The sequence below is a fragment of the Frateuria soli genome (assembly GCF_021117385.1).
GTDB classification, from domain to species: Bacteria; Pseudomonadota; Gammaproteobacteria; order Xanthomonadales; family Rhodanobacteraceae; genus Frateuria_A; species Frateuria_A soli.
The window spans coordinates 1,666,436-1,679,871 of the sequence record NZ_CP088252.1; the positions used below are offsets into that span (position 1 = coordinate 1,666,436).

The following is a 13,436-nucleotide window of genomic DNA, read 5'->3' on the forward strand; positions in this document are numbered from 1 at the left end:
CCAGCGGGCCTTTTTCGTTTCCCCCTCCCCCTCCGGGGAGAGGGTTGGGGCGAGGGGGGTCAAGGCTGGCGGGGAACGCTTCCAGAGCCACGCTTTGATGCCAGTCGCGAGCCCCGCGCCCTCACCATGGCCCTCTCCCCCGAGGGAAGAGGGAGCAAGCCTGAACCTCACCCCATCGCCGAGCTGCCGGCCTTTTCCTTGTAGTACGGATTGCGCCCGCCACTGTGGTCGGTCGCGTCGCGCACGGCGGTGATCTCCGGAATGCGCTCCCGCAGCGTCTTCTCCACGCCGTTCTTGAGTGTCACGTCCACCATGCTGCAGCCGTGGCAACCGCCACCGAACTGCAGCACGACCGCGCCCTCGGCATCGACCTCCAGCAGGCTGACGCGGCCGCTGTGCGCGGCGATCCTTGGATTGATCTCCGATTCGATGACATAGCGGACCCGCTCGACCAGGCCGGCGTCGACACCCGGGACATCGCCCTTGATGCGTGGCGCCCGGATGTTGAGCTGGCCGCCGGTCTTGTTGGGCTCGTAGTCGATGCTCGCGCCATCCAGCCAGCGCGCACTGTCGCCTTCCAGGTAGAAGTTGAACCCCTCGCACTCGACCAGCCACTCGTTTCCGCTGAGGTCACGTGGCTCGCAGAACTCCAGCTCGCAGTTGGCTGCCGGCGTACCAGGGGCGGTCACGCGCAGCAGGATGCCCAGCTCGTCGCCCTGCTGGGCCAGCAGGCGGCGAAAATGCTGCTGCGCGCGGTCGGAAATATCGATCATCGAACGGACTCTCCAGCGCCGGTGGGGACGGCCGGCGAAAACAGAACCATTTTAGTCCTGTTTCGCGCAAAAGTCCGGCCGCGCTCTGCTTTTGACTTTTCGGCGCACAACTCGGACGCTTCGCCTTTTCCATGGCCGGAGCCCGCAATGAACCGCAACGACCTCGCCAACCAGCACTGCCAGCCTCGCAAGGGCAAGGAACACGCGATCGCACCGGACCAGGTGCAGGAACTGCTGGCGCAACTGCCCGGCTGGGAACTGGCCAACGACGGCAAAGCCATCGTCAAGGACTTCAAGTTCGAGGACTTCCACCGCACGCTGGGTTTCATCAACGCGGTCGGTTTCATGGCCAATCGCGAGGATCACCACCCTGACCTGGAGGCCGGTTACGGGCACTGCCAGGTGCTGTGGTCGACCCACGACGTGGGCGGTCTTTCGCTCAACGATTTTGTTTGCGCGGCCCGGGTCGAGGCGCTGCTGGCCTGAGCCAGCGATTGCTTTTTCCTTTGTCGCCAAGGACATCGAGGAAGTTCTTCAAGTCATCCGGCAGCGGCGCGGAGAAGCCATACGCGCGCCCATCCAGCTCAAAACCCATGTGTGCCGCATGCAGGAACAATCGCTGCAGGCCCTTCTCGCGGAAGCGCTTGTTGGCCTCGCGGTCGCCATACTTGGTGTCCCCGGCCAGCGGATGGCCGATGTGGGCCGCGTGCACGCGGATCTGGTGGGTTCGCCCCGTGCCCAGCGTCGCCTGCATCAGGCGGGCGCCGGTGAGCTGCTCCATCTCGCGGAAAAAAGTCAACGACGGCTTGCCGTTATCGGACACTCTTACCATTCGTTCTCCGCCCTGGAGCACCGATTTCAGCAGTGGCGCATTGACGTCGAAGCGCGCCTTCGGCGGGTGCCCGACCATCAGACAGAGGTATTGCTTGGTCACCTGACCCGCGCGAATCGCCGCCTGCAGCCCGGTCAGTCCGGCGCGGGTCTTGGCAAACACCAGCACGCCACTGGTGTCGCGGTCCAGCCGGTGCACCAGCTCCAGGTGCTGTTCCGGGCGGGCGGCGCGCAGCAGTTCGATCGCACCGTGGCTGACCCCCGAGCCGCCGTGACTGGCGATGCCCGAGGGCTTGTCGATGACCAGGAAGTGTTTGTCCTCGAAAATCACCGCTTCGGCGACCCGGGCCAGCAGCTCGGGAGCCGGCCCGCGATCGGGGGCCCTTTCGGCGGTCCGGACCGGCGGGATACGAAGCGTATCGCCGGCACTGAGACGCGTATCCGGCTTGGCCCGCTTGCCGTTCACACGCACCTGCCCGGTGCGAAGCAGGCGGTAGATCATGCTCTTGGGGACGCCCTTGAGCAGGGTCGCCAGGGCATTGTCGATCCGTTGGCCGTCGCGCTCGGGGCCGATATCGACTTGACGCACACCTTGAGGTGCGTCATGGGAAGTTACCGTCTGCATTGAAAAAAACCTGGGGTAATAGGATACTCGGCGGGCGCTTAATGTCCCCCTTCGAGTTCGTTCGTGGCGGGGACGCCCGTCCGCGACCAAAGGCGAGGATTGCGCCGGTGGCCACCCCGGCAGCCGGCCGTAAACTCCCGAATATCGTAACGGTTCGGGATGCCGTTGTCCGCCGCCAGGGGGTGGCGAGACGGCAGGAGCGCGTGCCACGAATCACCCCGGTGTCGGACGATGCCGGTTTTATTTGCCGCCACCCGCAGCGGCGCGATCCCGGCAGGCAGCCTGAGTTAGGCGCCACCGTGGCACGCGACGCGCGGCCAGGCCGAAGGAAGAAAACTACAATGAAGCGCATGTTGATCAACGCAACTCAGCGTGAAGAGTTGCGCGTGGCCATTGTCGATGGCCAGACACTCTACGACCTCGATATCGAGATCCCCTCCCGCGAGCAGAAAAAGGCCAACATCTACAAGGGCCGCATCACCCGCGTCGAGCAATCGCTGGAAGCCTGTTTCGTCGACTACGGCGCCGAGCGCCACGGCTTCCTGCCGTTGAAGGAAATCGCCGACCAGTACTTCACCCCGGGCCTGAACCCCAACAAGTCCAGCATCCGCGAGCTGCTCAAGGAAGGCCAGGAACTGGTCGTCCAGGTCGAGAAGGAAGAGCGCGGCAACAAGGGCGCGGCGCTGACCACGTTCATCTCGCTGGCCGGCCGCTACATGGTGCTGATGCCGAACAACCCGAAGGCCGGCGGCGTCTCGCGCCGGATCGAGGGCGAGGACCGGCAGGCGCTGAAGGAAGCGCTGGAACACCTGAACGTGCCCGACGACGTCGGCCTGATCGTGCGCACCGCCGGCATGGGCCGCGACGCCGAAGAACTGCAGTGGGACCTGGATTACCTGCTGACCCTGTGGCGCTCGATCTCCGAGGCCGCGGCCAAGCAGAAGGCACCGTTCCTGATCTACCAGGAATCGAAGCTCTTCATCCGCGCCCTGCGCGACTACCTGCGCAACGACATCGGCGAGATCCTCATCGACGAGGAGTCGCTGTACAACGACGCGCGCGAGTTCATGCAGCAGGTGATGCCCAACGCCCTGCGCAAGCTCAAGCAGTACAAGGACGACACCCCGCTCTTCTCGCGCTACCAGATCGAAACCCAGATCGAGAGCGCGTTCGACCGCCAGGTGCGCCTGCCTTCGGGCGGCTCGATCGTGATCGACCAGACCGAAGCGCTGACCGCGATCGACATCAACTCCTCCAAGGCCACCAAGGGCTCGGACATCGAGGAGACCGCGTTCAACACCAACTGCGAGGCGGCGGTCGAGATCGCCCGCCAGTTGCGCATCCGCGATGCCGGTGGCCTGATCGTCATCGACTTCATCGACATGGACAGCCCGCGCCACCAGCGCGAGGTCGAGGAAAAGCTGAAGGATGCGCTCAAGTTCGATCGCGCCCGCGTGCAGGTCGGCCGCATCAGCCGCTTCGGCCTGCTCGAGATGTCGCGCCAGCGCCTGCGCCCGAGCCTGGGCGAAGCCACCCAGGTCGTCTGCCCGCGCTGCGAAGGCCACGGCCACATCCGCGGCATCGAATCGCTGGCCCTCTCGACCCTGCGCCTGATCGAAGAGCACGCCATGAAGGACAACACCGGCCAGGTGCTGGTGCAGGCCCCGTCGGCGGTGGCCAACTTCATGCTCAACGAGAAGCGCGCCAGCGTGGTCGAGATCGAGCTGCGCAACAAGGTGCACGTGGTCATCGTCGCCGACGACAAGCTCGAGACCCCGCATATCGAGATCCAGCGCATCCGCGAAGCGGACATGGGCGAGCACAGCAAGCCCAGCTACGAGCGCCTGACCGCGGTCGAGGCCACTCCGATCCCGAAGATGGGCCAGACCCTGGGCAGCTCCGAGCAGCCGGCGGTCAGCGGCATCGTGCCGGCCACCCCGGCACCGGTGCGCGAGGAAGCGCCGGCTCCGGCGCCGATTCCGGCCCCGGTCCCTGCGCCGTCCCGCGCGCGTCCGGCCAGCGCGCCCGCCCCGCAGGGCGGCGTGATCTCGCGCCTGCTCGGCTGGTTCCGCGGTAACGCCGCGCCGACCACGCAGGAGAGCAGCGAACGCAAGCAAGCCGCGCCGCCGGCCGCCCGCCAGGGTCGCCGGGACGAACGGAACCGTCCGCAGCAGCAAGGCCAGGGCACCCAGCGCACCCCGCGCCGCGAGCAGGGCCAGTCGCAGCAGCAGCCCAAGAGCGGCTCCGGCAGGAGCAACAACCCTCGCCAGCGCGGCAACGAGGCCGGCCAGCGCCAGCCGCAGCAGCAGACCCGCGAGCAGCCGGTGCGCCAGCCCAAGCCGGCGCCGGCGCCTTCGGCGAGCAACGACAATCAGGAACCGCGCAAGCAGGCACCCGCGAGGCCGGAACGCACCCCGCGTCCGCCGCAGGCGGAACAGCCCACAACCGTAGCCGCGGCCTCGCCGGCGATCGAACCGGCGAAGGAAATCGAAACCCCGGTCGTGGCCCAGGTCGACAGCGGCGTCGTGGCGCCGGAAACCAAGCCCGAATCGGAAGGCAGCCAGCCACGCCGTCGCCGTGGTCGTCGCGGCGGTCGCCGCCGCCGCCGCCACGAGGATGGAACGGTCGCCCAGGACGCCCCCGCGACCCAGCTCGATGAACTGGATGACGAGGATCGCGAGGGTGACGAGTCCGATGCGCCTGCGGGCAAGGCCGGGCAGATCCCGCCCAGCCCCCGGGCAGCCGCGGTGACCGCGGCTGCCGCCGCAGCCGCCAGCCAGCAGTCGGAACCGCGCCAGGTCCAGGCCGAGCCCTCACCCGCGCTCGCGCCGCAAGCCGAACCTGGGGCCAGCGAAACCACCCTGCCGGAAGCGGTCGTCCCGGCACCGGCACCGACGGCATTCAACCTGCCCCCGCTCCCGCCGATCCCGACCGCCGCCGAGGTGGAGCCATCGCCGCCGGCTCGGGTGACGCCCGACGCCGAGGCAACCGTCGAGAATCCCAGGCCGGAAACGCCGCGGACCGCACAGGCAGAGGCACCGGCACCGGCACCGGCACCGGCATCGCCGGTCGCTCCGATGGAGGCCGCCGCACCCGCTGTCGAGAAACCGGAAGCGACGGTCAGCGTGGATGCCGGACAGCAGCCAACGCCGTCCGAAACGCCAGTGACGCTACCCAAGCAAGGCGACCTGCTTGTCCATGCATCCACGCGCCCGGCAATCACCCCGCCTGCGGAAGCGGAGCAGGAGCAGGAGCACGAGCAGGAGCACGAGCACGAGCAGGAGCAGGCACCGCCACCGCCCGACCGGCATCCGCCTCGGGATGCGGCTCAAGGCTGAGCCGGCATCAGGGCCGAAGCATGAGAAAAAGCCGGACGCGAGTCCGGCTTTTTTCATGGATTCCTCCCGCTTCGGCGCATCTGCGCCCGTCATGGCGGTCGCACACAGGTGCGCTTGTGCAAGTGCTCGGCCATCCGGTCGCCCGGAGATCCGGCGCGAGCGGCTCAGCCCACCTGGTTGGGCGCGTCGAGCAGCCCGTGCACCGTCATCAGGTGCGCCAGCCCGATGACGTGCTCCACGTGCAGCTTCTCCATCAGGCGCTGCTTGTAGGTGGATACGGTCTTGGGACTCAGGTTGAGCTGGTCGCCGATGATGGTCAGTGGCTTGCCGCGGACCAGCATCATGGCGACTTCCAGTTCGCGGCTGGACAGAGCGTCGAACGGCGAGCCGCTGTTGCCGTCGAGCGTGGCCAGGGCCAGTTGCTGCGCCACCGCCGGGGCCAGGTAACGACGTCCGCTCGATACCTGGCGCACCGCTGCCAGCAATTCGTCGGCCGAACAGCCTTTGGTGAGATAGCCGAGCGCGCCCGCATCGAGCAGCCGCTTGGGAAAGCGCGCATCGTCGACCACGGTGATGATGATGATATGGGTGTTGAGTTTGGCGCGGATCACGCGCTCGGTCAGCTCGATGCCGCTCATGCCCGGCATGTGCACGTCGACCAGCGCCACGTCCGGGGCCAGCGTACGGATCAGCCGCAACCCCTCTTCCGCCGTCCCTGCCTCGCCCTTGATGCGTACGTCCGGCTGCTGCTGCAGGATCATGCGGAAGCCGGTACGCACCAGTTCGTGATCATCCACGAGCACGATGTTGATCACTTCAAGCCCTCCTTGGGAATAGTCAACGAAAAGTAGGTGGCCGCTCTCCGCAATGCAAGCGTTCACGTGCCACGAAACGAAAAAACCCGCCATGCGGCGGGTTCTTCGGGAGCGGCGACGACTGCCGCTTCGTTGTTGGTGCCCAAGGGGGGACTCGAACCCCCACGCCTCTCGGCGCTACCACCTCAAGGTAGTGCGTCTACCAATTCCGCCACCTGGGCAGGTGTGTTGCCTGTTACTTCGCCGAACCCGCCGGGGCGGGAACGTCCGACTTCGCGGGAGCGCCGGCAGCCGGCACGTCGCTGCCGCTCTTGGCCGGAACCTGCGGCACGTCGCCACTGGCCGGAGCCGCGGGCTGCGCATTCTGGGCGGGCGCGGGCTTCTTGGCAAGACCGGACATCACGCCGAGGTCGGCCTGTTCCGCCTGCGGCGCGCCGTTGCGGCTCAGGTAGATGCCCATGCCCAGGCTCAGCAGGAAGAACAGCGTCGCCAGCACCGCGGTCGCGCGGGTGAGGAAGCTGGCCGAGCCACGCGCACCGAACACCGTGGCCGATGCACCGCCGCCGAAACCCGAGCCAGCATCGGCGCCGGCGCCGCGCTGCATCAGGATCAGCACGATCATCGCCGCGGCGATCAGGATGTAAAACACGCTGAAGATGACAAACATGTTCTGTAGGAATCCGTAGGCTTCAATGCGCTGCGGCGCAGATGCCGAGGAAATCGGTTGCGGTGAGCGAAGCACCGCCGATCAGGCCCCCATCCACGTCCGGCTGCGCGAACAATGCCGCGGCATTCGCCGCCTTGACGCTGCCGCCGTAAAGCAGCCGGGTCAGACGGGCAATCATACCATCCTCGCGTTCGAGTTGGCTACGAATGAACGCATGCGCCTGTTGCGCCTGTTCCGGCGAGGCGGTCTGGCCGGTACCGATGGCCCACACCGGCTCGTAGGCGATCACGGCGGTATAGAACGGCGCGATGCCGCTGTTCGCGAACACGGCGCCGAGCTGGCGTGCAAGCACCGCTTCGGTCTGGCCGGCCTGGCGCTCCTCCAGCGTCTCGCCGATGCACAGAATCGGGGTGAGCCCCGCGGCGCAGGCCGCGGCAAACTTGCGCGCCACCAGCTCGTCGCTCTCCCGGTGGTACTGGCGGCGCTCGGAATGGCCGACCAGCACCCACTGCGCGCCGACGTCAGCCAGCATCGCCCCGGACACCTCGCCGGTATAGGCGCCCTGCCCTTCGTGCTCGCTGACGTCCTGGGCGCCGAAACCGATGCCGCTGGCGGCATGGCGTGCAGCCAGCTCGGCCAGGTACGGGAACGGCGGGAATACCAGAACGTCGGCCTCCTGCGTGCGCTGCGCGGCGATTTCGGCCACCAGGGCCTCGGCCATCGAGCGGCTGCCGTGCATCTTCCAGTTACCGGCGACGAGTTTCCTGCGCATGCGATGTCATCCGACGATAAACGGCAAGCATAGCGACCGCCCTGCAGGCCGGCAAACGGTTGCTGGCCGAAGGCTGCGCGCTCGGCGATCATGGGCGCGACCTGTCCACGGAATCGCGCGCGCATGCCCGACCATCGCCCCTTGAGTCTGGTGACCGGCGCCTCGGCCGGCATCGGCGCCGCGTTCGCGCGTGAACTGGCTTCCCGCGGGCATGACCTGGTGCTGGTCGCCCGCCGCAGCGACCGCCTGCATGCGCTGGCCGGCGAGCTGCACGAGGGCCATGGGGTGCGGGCGCACGTCCTGGCGGCCGACCTGGCCGATCCGGCCGCGCCGCGCCAACTGGTCGATGCCGTGCACGCGCGGGGACTGCGGGTGGACTGGCTGATCAACAACGCCGGCTACGGCGTGCCGGGCACCTTCGAGGCCAGCGACTGGAAGGTCCACGCGGACTTTCTTCAGGTGTTGCTCACCGCGCCGACCGAGCTGGCCTGGCGGCTGTTGCCGGGCATGCGCGAGCGTGGCCACGGGCGCATCGTCAACGTCGCCTCGCTGGCCGGCCTGGTGCCCGGTTCGGCCGGGCACACGCTGTACGCAGCCAGCAAGGCCTACCTGATCAAGTTCTCGCAATCGCTGTCGCTGGAAAACCGGCACAGCGGCGTGCATGTGTGCGCGCTCTGCCCGGGCTCCACCTGGTCGGAGTTCCACGACGTCACCGGCACCCGGGCACTGGTCGGCAAGCTCCCGCGCTTCATGTGGCAGGACGCGCAAGCGGTAGTGCGCGAAGGCATCGAGGCAGTCGAGCGTGGCGAGGCAGTGCACGTCACCGGGCGCGTGAACCGGGCGATCAAGGCGCTGGCCAAGCTGACGCCCGACCGCCTCGCGCTATGGCTGTCGGCACGCGAGTCGAGGCGCTACCGCCAGCTCGATTGACGCGGACACCACCCGACTGCGCTAACGTCACCCGCTGCCGCTCGCGAGACGCCCATGAGCCTGTTCCCGACCCAGATGCGCCAACTGCCCTACCGCAAGCCCACCGAGGGGCGCGACTACTGGGTGATCGACGATGCGCTGCCCGACCCGATGGCGGTGCGCGAACGCTGCCTGGCCCGGACCGACTGGGAGTACGGCTTTCCCACCACCGGAGAGGTCTGGCCGGGGATGCGGACGATGCCGGCCCTGCTGCCGGACGAGCTGTCGATCGTCGAGGCCCTTGTGTGCAAAGCCACGGGGGCCAGGAAGTTGTGGGTGGGGCAGACCGAGGCCGGTCAGAAGCTCAACCACAACTGCGTGCAGGTGGTCGGCGTGGTCGAAGGGGCGATCAAGCCGCACACCGACTCGCTCAACCTGTGTCGCTATGCGGCCGTGCTCTACCTCAACCCCGCCGTGCCGGACAGCTGCGGCACCAGCTTCTTCCGCCAGCGCATGCCCAACGGCCAGTTGGGCGGCAACATGGTGGCGCCGCCGTACCGCAACCTGGTCGACGCCCTGGGCAACCGCTTCGTCATGCCAAATGCATTCGCCGAGGACGTGCGGGTGGCGCACCGATTCAACAGGTTGCTGGTCTACAAGGCCAACATCGTGCACAGCGCCAGCGCGTACTGGGGGCTGGAAGACATGGCCAGCAAGCGGATGACCGCCGTGTTTTTCTGGATGGCATGAACTGCGCGGTGCGGGCTTTCGCCACCGTCCATCGCAACCGGGTGCATCGCCAGCGAAGAGGCGGGATGGATCAGGGCGCGACCCCCGACCCATCCGCCCCCCCTTCCTGGAGCGCGTGGCTTGCGTCAGATCAGCTTGATTTCGCGCAGCCGCTGCATCAGATACTCGTGCGAGGTCAGTGAGGTGTCGTAGCGGCTCGGGTTGTCGGGCGTCACGCACTGGGGCAGCGGGTCGAGCACCACGTCGGGATTCGGGTGCAGGAAGAAGGGCACCGAATAACGCGGCTTGCGCGCGTTCGCGTTCTGCGGGTTGACCACGCGGTGCGAGGTCGACGGATACACGTGGTTGGTCAGGCGCTGCAGCATGTCGCCGATGTTGACCACGATGGCATCGCCCTCGGTGGTGATCGGCAGCCACTGGCCCTCGCTCAGCACTTCCAGGCCCTCGGCGCTCGCCCCGACCAGCAGGGTGATGAAGTTGATGTCCTCGTGGGCTCCCGCGCGCACGTTGGGAATGTTCTCCTCGGTGATCGGCGGGTAGTGGATCGGGCGCAGGATCGAGTTGCCCTGGTCGGTCTTGTCTTCGAAGTAGTTCTCGGGCAGGCCGATGTGCAGCGCCAGCGCGCGCAGCACGCGCGTGCCGAGCTGGTCGAGCGCTTCGTAGAGGCCGTAGCCGCAGGGCTTGAACTGCGGCACTTCCTCCGGCCACAGGTTCGGCGGCATCACGTCCGCGAACTTCGAGTCGCGCGGAATCTCGCGGCCGACGTGCCAGAACTCCTTGAGGTCCGGGAAACGGCTGTCCTTGGCCGTCTCGACCTTGAACGGCGTATAGCCGCGCGCGCCACCGGAACCGGGCACGTGGTACTTCATCTTGGTTTCGGCCGGCAGCGCGAAGAACTGCTCGAAGGCCTGGTAGGCGCCGTCCACCAGCTCGCGCGGAATGCCGTGCCCGCTGATGCAGCAGAAGCCGAACTGCCTGTAGGCATCGCCCAGTTCGGCGACGAAGGCGTCGCGGTCGGTGCCGTAGCGGCGGATGTCGAGCGTGGGGACTTGCTTCATGGGTTTTCCGTCATGTGCACATGCGCGGCGGATTTTACGGCGTCCGCCAGCCAGCCGGCCAACTGCTGCACTTCGCCCGCGTCGGCGCCCTCGATGGTCACGCGCACCAATGGCTCGGTCCCCGACGCACGCAACACGACCCGCCCGCGGCCCTGCAAGGTGCGCTCGACCTCGGTCAGCGCGTGGCGCACGGTCTCGCTCGCCAGCGCCTCGCGCGCACCGGGCGCGCGCACGTTGACCATCACCTGCGGCAGCTTCTGCAGGCCGCGGCGCGCCAGTGCGAGATCCTGGTCGGAGGCGGCCAGCGTCTCCAGAACCGCCAGCGCGGCGATGATGCCGTCGCCGGTAGTGGCGCGGTCCAGGCACAGGATGTGACCGGAGGTCTCGCCGCCGAGCATGCCGCCGTTCGCCTTCAGTTGCTGCATCACGTAGCGGTCGCCCACGTTGGCGCGAATCAGCGGCACTTCGAGTTCCGCCAGCGCCTGCTCCAGCCCGTAGTTGCTCATCAGCGTGCCGACCACCGGTCCGCGCAGGCAGCCACGCGCGAACAGGCTGCGCGCGAGCACGTAAAGGATGTCGTCGCCATCGGCGATGGTGCCGTTGCGATCGACCAGGATCACGCGGTCACCGTCGCCGTCGAAGGCGATGCCGACATCGGCGCGCTGCGCCAGCACCGCCTGCTGCAGGGCCTGGGGATGGGTCGAGCCGACCTCCCGGTTGATGTTGAAGCCATCGGGCCTGTCGCCAATGGCGCTGACGTCGGCGCCAAGTTCGGCGAACACCCTGGGTGCCACCTGATAGGTCGCGCCGTGCGCACAGTCGAGCACGATCTTCATGCCGCGCAGGGTGAACTCCTCCGGCACGGTCGCCTTGCAGTACTCGGTGTAGCGCGCGACCGCATCGGCCACGCGGGTGGCCTTGCCCAGCTGTTCGGAGGCTACCGTGACGAACTCGGCGTCAAGTTCCTCCTCGATCGCCTGCTCGACCTCGTCGGAGAGTTTCTCGCCCAGCCCGGAGAAGAACTTGATGCCGTTGTCGGTATGCGGGTTGTGCGAGGCGCTGATCACGATACCCGCGGCGGCCCGCATCGACCGCGTGAGGAAGGCCACGGCGGGCGTCGGCATCGGGCCGAGCAGACCCACGTCCACGCCGGCGGCGACCAGCCCCGCTTCCAGCGCCGACTCGAACATGTAGCCGGACACCCGCGTGTCCTTGCCGATCAGCACCATCGGCTTGCGGGTCGATCCACGCGCCAGCACCGCGCCCGCCGCGCGACCGAGGCGCAGCATGAAGTCGGCACTGATCGGCCATTGCCCGACCTGGCCACGAATACCATCGGTGCCGAAATACTTGCGTGTGCTCATCATCTTTCCTTGTGGTGGCGCCACGGGGCGGGCGTCACCTAGATAGCTCAGTCTTCGTCTGGCCAGCGTGGAGCCGGCGGGCGCGTGTCACGGCGCGGCGGCGTGTCGCCTTCGCACACCGCTCGCCAGACAGCCAGTGCATCGACGGTGGCGGCGACGTCGTGTACACGCACCATGCGCGCGCCACGCTGTACGGCGATCAGCGCCCCGGCGGCGGAACCGGCGGCGCGCGCCTCGCCAGGAGGGCGACCGGTCAGCGCGCCGATCATCGACTTGCGCGACAGACCCACGTAGACCCCCGCGCCCAGGCCGGCGAATCGCTCCAGCTCGCGCAGCAACGCCAGGTTGTGTTCCAGCGTCTTGCCGAAACCGAAGCCCGGATCGACCATCACGCGCCGCTTGTCGATGCCGGCCAGTTCGCAGGCAAAAAGGCGGTCGGTGAGGAAGCGGTGGACTTCGCCGACCACGTCGTCGTATCGCGGATCGTCCTGCATGCCGCGCGGCTCGCCCTGCATGTGCATCAGGCACACCGGCACGCGCAGGTCGGCGGCGGCCTCCAGCGCGCCTTCGCGACGAAGCGCGTAGACGTCGTTGATCATGCCCGCGCCGGCGGCGACCGCCGCGCGCATCACTTCCGGCTTGGACGTGTCGATGGCGATCGGCAGCGCCGTGCGCGCGGCGAGCCGTTCGATCACCGGGATGACCCGGCGCAGTTCTTCCTCGACCGGGACCTCTTCGGCCCCCGGGCGGGTGGACTCCCCGCCCACATCCAGCATGTCCGCGCCCTGCTCCGCCATCGCCAGACCATGCGCCACGGCCGCGTCGATGTCGGCGAACGCACCGCCATCGGAAAACGAGTCGGGCGTGACGTTGAGGATGCCGACCACGCGCGGCCGGTCGAGAACCAGGCTGCGGCCGGCACAATCGAGCACGGTGGCAAAGGGATGGTCGAACATCGGTTCTTCAGGCCTGCCCGCCGAGCGCGCCCATGTGCTGGCGGTAATAGCGCAGCTCGTCGATCGAATCGCGGATGTCCGACAGCGCGGTGTGCGCCGATTCCTTGCTCAGGCCGCGGGCGATCGTCGGCGCCCAGCGGCGCGCGAGCTCCTTGAGCGTGGAGACGTCGAGGTTGCGGTAGTGGAAATGCCGCTCCAGCCTTGGCATCTGCCGATGCAGGAAACGCCGGTCCTGGCAGATCGAGTTGCCACACATCGGCGACTTGCCGGGCGACGTCCACGCCTTGAGGAATTCCAGCGTGGCCTGCTCGGCCTGGGCGTGGTCGGTGGTCGAATCGAGCACCTGCTGCCACAGGCCCGACCTGCTGTGCTGGTTGCGGTTCCAGGTGTCCATCGACTCCAGCCGGTCGACCTCGTGGCGGATCGCGAAGACCGGCCCCTCGGCCAGTACGTTCAGTTCCTTGTCCGTCACGATCGTGGCGATTTCGAGGATCGAATCGTTGTCCGTATCCAGGCCGGTCATTTCCAGATCGATCCAGATCAGGTTGTCGTCGTTCGCTTGGTTCATGCATCCTCCT

The 13,436-nt window shown here is 67.7% G+C and carries 13 protein-coding genes and 1 tRNA gene; 4 read left to right on the top strand and 10 right to left on the bottom strand.

Features of this window, described 5'->3' with window-relative positions; translation table 11 throughout:
- Positions 1-167 precede the first annotated feature (167 nt).
- Positions 168-773, bottom strand: coding sequence for an NfuA family Fe-S biogenesis protein (locus LQ771_RS07605; protein WP_231351743.1), 606 nt, complete (start codon positions 771-773; stop codon positions 168-170).
- Between the two features lie 147 nt (positions 774-920).
- Here LQ771_RS07605 and LQ771_RS07610 point away from each other — a divergent pair, with 147 nt between their 5' ends.
- On the top strand, positions 921-1,259 hold the full coding sequence (locus tag LQ771_RS07610) for a 4a-hydroxytetrahydrobiopterin dehydratase (protein WP_231351744.1): 339 nt from the start codon (positions 921-923) through the stop codon (positions 1,257-1,259).
- Here the strand turns inward: LQ771_RS07610 and LQ771_RS07615 are convergent.
- On the bottom strand, positions 1,213-2,229 hold the full coding sequence (locus tag LQ771_RS07615; protein WP_231351745.1) for an RluA family pseudouridine synthase: 1,017 nt from the start codon (positions 2,227-2,229) through the stop codon (positions 1,213-1,215). The genes LQ771_RS07610 and LQ771_RS07615 overlap by 47 nt on opposite strands.
- 341 nt (positions 2,230-2,570) lie before the next feature.
- Here LQ771_RS07615 and LQ771_RS07620 point away from each other — a divergent pair, with 341 nt between their 5' ends.
- The gene (locus tag LQ771_RS07620) at positions 2,571-5,567 is read left to right on the top strand and encodes an Rne/Rng family ribonuclease (RefSeq protein WP_231351746.1); all 2,997 of its coding nucleotides are present in this window, start codon (positions 2,571-2,573) and stop codon (positions 5,565-5,567) included.
- A 164-nt stretch (positions 5,568-5,731) separates the two neighbouring features.
- Here the strand turns inward: LQ771_RS07620 and LQ771_RS07625 are convergent, their stop codons facing one another.
- The 4 genes from LQ771_RS07625 to tpiA all read right to left on the bottom strand — a co-directional run bounded on the left by LQ771_RS07625 (position 5,732) and on the right by tpiA (position 7,821).
- Positions 5,732-6,382 (bottom strand): response regulator, encoded by a 651-nt coding sequence (locus tag LQ771_RS07625; RefSeq protein ID WP_231351747.1) that lies wholly within the window; start codon positions 6,380-6,382, stop codon positions 5,732-5,734.
- Positions 6,383-6,518: 136 nt separating this feature from the next.
- Positions 6,519-6,603, bottom strand: a tRNA-Leu gene (locus LQ771_RS07630).
- A 14-nt stretch (positions 6,604-6,617) separates the two neighbouring features.
- Positions 6,618-7,049, bottom strand: a complete 432-nt coding sequence (secG, locus tag LQ771_RS07635) for a preprotein translocase subunit SecG (protein WP_231351748.1) — start codon at positions 7,047-7,049, stop codon at positions 6,618-6,620.
- Between the two features lie 22 nt (positions 7,050-7,071).
- Positions 7,072-7,821 (bottom strand): triose-phosphate isomerase, encoded by a 750-nt coding sequence (gene tpiA / locus LQ771_RS07640; RefSeq protein ID WP_231351749.1) that lies wholly within the window; start codon positions 7,819-7,821, stop codon positions 7,072-7,074.
- A 123-nt stretch (positions 7,822-7,944) separates the two neighbouring features.
- On the opposite strand from tpiA, the gene LQ771_RS07645 reads away from it, so the two are divergent.
- Both LQ771_RS07645 and LQ771_RS07650 read left to right on the top strand, forming a co-directional pair.
- Entirely contained in the window at positions 7,945-8,751 is an 807-nt protein-coding gene (locus LQ771_RS07645; protein WP_231351750.1) for an SDR family NAD(P)-dependent oxidoreductase, read from the top strand.
- Between the two features lie 54 nt (positions 8,752-8,805).
- Positions 8,806-9,480, top strand: coding sequence for a DUF6445 family protein (locus LQ771_RS07650; RefSeq protein WP_231351751.1), 675 nt, complete (start codon positions 8,806-8,808; stop codon positions 9,478-9,480).
- A 125-nt stretch (positions 9,481-9,605) separates the two neighbouring features.
- Here the strand turns inward: LQ771_RS07650 and LQ771_RS07655 are convergent, their stop codons facing one another.
- Genes LQ771_RS07655 through orn form a run of 4 tightly spaced genes read right to left on the bottom strand, consistent with a single transcriptional unit; the run spans position 9,606 to position 13,426 of the window.
- Complete coding sequence (locus LQ771_RS07655; protein WP_231351752.1) at positions 9,606-10,538, bottom strand: isopenicillin N synthase family dioxygenase; 933 nt, start codon at positions 10,536-10,538, stop codon at positions 9,606-9,608.
- Positions 10,535-11,902: a phosphoglucosamine mutase gene (gene glmM / locus LQ771_RS07660; protein ID WP_231351753.1), complete on the bottom strand. Its 1,368-nt coding sequence runs from the start codon at positions 11,900-11,902 to the stop codon at positions 10,535-10,537. The genes LQ771_RS07655 and glmM overlap by 4 nt, the downstream gene beginning before the upstream one ends.
- A gap of 47 nt (positions 11,903-11,949) precedes the next feature.
- Positions 11,950-12,858 (bottom strand): dihydropteroate synthase, encoded by a 909-nt coding sequence (folP, locus tag LQ771_RS07665; RefSeq protein WP_231351754.1) that lies wholly within the window; start codon positions 12,856-12,858, stop codon positions 11,950-11,952.
- Between the two features lie 7 nt (positions 12,859-12,865).
- Positions 12,866-13,426, bottom strand: a complete 561-nt coding sequence (gene orn / locus LQ771_RS07670; RefSeq protein ID WP_231351755.1) for an oligoribonuclease — start codon at positions 13,424-13,426, stop codon at positions 12,866-12,868.
- Positions 13,427-13,436 lie beyond the last annotated feature (10 nt).